The organism is Desulfosarcina sp. (genome assembly GCF_046496365.1).
Classification (GTDB): Bacteria; Desulfobacterota; Desulfobacteria; order Desulfobacterales; family Desulfosarcinaceae; genus Desulfosarcina.
Genome location: NZ_JAWOHB010000183.1, coordinates 1 through 2,717 on the forward strand (window position 1 = coordinate 1; position 2,717 = coordinate 2,717).

The following is a 2,717-nucleotide window of genomic DNA, read 5'->3' on the forward strand; positions in this document are numbered from 1 at the left end:
TTCAGATTGATGATCCGCTTGCACTGGGCGGACACATCCGGGTCATGGGTAACGATGATGACGGTGACGCCCTGGCGGTTGAGTTCCGTCAGGATATTCAGGATCTCTTCGCCTGAGCGGCTGTCCAGGTTGCCGGTAGGCTCGTCGGCCAGCAGGAGGGGCGGGTTGTTCACCAGGGCCCGGGCAATGGCAACGCGCTGTTGCTGGCCGCCGGAAAGCTCCGTTGGCTTATGCTGCATGCGGGTCCCCAGGCCGACTTTTTCAAGCAGCGGCACAGCCCTTTCCCGGCGCAAACGGTTCGGGATACCGGCATAGATCAGCGGGACCTCCACATTTTTCAATGCCGAAAAGCGCGGGAGCAGGTTGAAGGTCTGGAAGACAAAACCGATTTTGGCGTTTCGCACCGCGGCCAGTTCATCGTCCGTCAGGGTGCTGATTTCGCGGGTTTCAAAGTAATAGACGCCGCCGGTCGGCCGATCCAGGCAGCCTAAAATATTCATCAGGGTGGACTTGCCGGAACCGGAAGGCCCCATCACGGCGATCAGCTCTCCGCTTTGGACGGTAAGGGAAATGTCCTCAAGTACGGTGATGTCCATCGAACCCATTCGATAGGTTTTGGTGATGTTGACAAGTTCGATCATGGATCGGTTCCTGACGGCCTGATTTCATCCGGCTCGATTTTTATCCTGGCCTGGTCTTTCAGCCCCTCGGCTTCCGGGGTGGTGATGACCTGTTCGCCTGCGGCAAGGCCGCCGGTGATCTGGGTGAAGCTCCAGTTGGTCTCCCCGATTTCAACCGGTTTCAATATTGCCCGGGAAAGGTCGCCGGGCTTCAGGTCCGATCCGGCGGCGCAATATATCTGTTTTTTGCCGTCCCGTTCGATGATGGCCTGGGACGGGACGGAAAGCACGTTCGAAAGAACCATCACCAGTATCTCTACATCGGCAGACATTCCCGGTTTGATCTTCGGCTGCGGTTCATTGAAATAAATCCAGACATCCGCCGTGCGGGTTTCCAGCTTGCCGCCGCTCACGATGGGTGATATCCGTCTCACATGCCCTTGAAAGGTCTCCCCGGGGAAGGCATCAACGGTGATGCTTACGGGCTGATCCGGACGAAGCCGTCCCAGGTCGACCTCATCGATCGTGGCAAGGACATAGATCTGTTCCGGATGGACGATCATTACGATCCGGGACCCGGGAAGCAGCAGTTCGCCCACTTCGGTATATTTTTGGGCGACAACCCCGTCAAAAGGCGTGCGGATGATGGAATACTTCTGCTTTACTTCCGCATCGGCCATGGCCGCATGGTATTGCGCCCGGGCGACCTCATGGGTTCGGCTGGCCGCATCCAGATCCTGCTGGGCGATCATGCTTTTGTTGAACAGGGCCTCTGCACGGAGTTTGTTTTTTTCCGCCTCCTCAAAGTTGGCCTTGCTTTGTTCAAGATTGCTTTGGGTCTGCACCGATTCCTCGCTCAGATCGAGCCGGGTGATGATATCCCCGGCTTTGACCCGGTCGCCCTCCCGGACCGGCAGCTTGACGACACGTCCGGTGCGCTGGGCGGACAAGGTGACCTCGATTTCGGATTTGACCGTGGAGGTGGTCGTGGCATTCACGATGACGCGGAGTTCATCCGGTTTTAGTTCGGTCACCTTGACCGGTATGGCTTTTCCTTCTCCCAGCAGCCATAATCCGGCGGCAACGGCCGATCCGGCCAACAGCAGCCAGAACCATTTTCGTTTCATCAACCTGCTTTGGGGTTTCATTCCAGAGTTCCTTGTAATTGTTCGCCTTTTCCCATGGCATGCAGAAGTTTCGCCGCGGCAAGCTGAAAATCATAGAGGGACTGTACATGGTCGGTTTCGGCTTTGACCGATGATACCTGTGCATCCGTTACATCGATGTAGGGTCCGACCCCTTCCTCATACCGGCCCTGGGCGATGGCGAAATTTTCCAATGCCTTTTGAAGCGAACTCTCCATCACCTTGATGCGGACTGCCGCACTTTCCATATCCGCGTAATATTGACAAACCTCGATCAGAATGGTCTGCCGCAGCATGTCCTGCTGCGCCTCGATCAACTGCAGGTCTGATTTTGCCTCGTTTACCCTCCCGTTCGTGAGGCCGCCTTCGTAAAGCGGAACGGAAAGAGCGATTCCCGCATTCCAGCTGTTTCCGATGTCTCCTTCCAGAATGCCCATCTCAGTGGTTCCGTTGATCCAGTTATAGCTGCCGTTGACCCCCAGGGTCGGCAGATAATCCGCCTTTTCGGTCCGTACGCGCGCTTCGGCTGCAGCGATATCCGATCCGGCCTTGCGCAGGTCCGGCCGGTTTGCCAGGGCCTCGGCCTTGACTTTTTCCAGGGAAGGGACAGCCGGCCAGGTTTCCAGACTGTCTTCTATTTCGATCGGGCCTTCGGGATCGACCCCCATGGCATTGTTCAGCGCCATGCAGCCGATTCGCCTGCGGTTGTCGGCATTAATGAGATCAAGCCGGGCGCTGTTCACCTCCACTTCAGCCCGGGTCACATCAAATATGGGCTTGGAACCGGCCCGATAAAAAGCTTGGGCCTGTTTCAGATGATTTTCCGCCTGTTCCCGTGTTTTTCGGGCAAGATGTACAAGCCGACCGGCCTTCAGCAGATCAAAATAGGCCAGCTTCAGGTTCAGGATCACATCCTGTTTCACCCGCTCCGCCTCCAGCTCGGCCGATTGGG

General features: G+C 56.9%; 3 protein-coding genes. All 3 read right to left on the reverse strand.

All coding sequences use genetic code 11. From position 1 onward, the window contains the following. Positions 1–641 (reverse strand): ABC transporter ATP-binding protein (locus tag R6V78_RS18415; protein WP_410290851.1); only part of this gene is annotated, 641 nt, incomplete at its 3' end. Further along, complete coding sequence (locus R6V78_RS18420) at positions 638–1,768, reverse strand: efflux RND transporter periplasmic adaptor subunit (protein ID WP_410290852.1); 1,131 nt, start codon at positions 1,766–1,768, stop codon at positions 638–640. The genes R6V78_RS18415 and R6V78_RS18420, both read right to left, overlap by 4 nt. Next, the coding region (locus R6V78_RS18425) for a TolC family protein (RefSeq protein ID WP_410290853.1) at positions 1,765–2,717 on the reverse strand (953 nt) is incomplete at its 5' end. The genes R6V78_RS18425 and R6V78_RS18420, both read right to left, overlap by 4 nt.

Coding starts and splice junctions, on each gene's coding strand:
- R6V78_RS18420 (WP_410290852.1), bottom strand. CDS start 1,768: ATGAAACCCCAAAGCAGGTTGATGAAACGAAAATGGTTCTGGCTGCTG.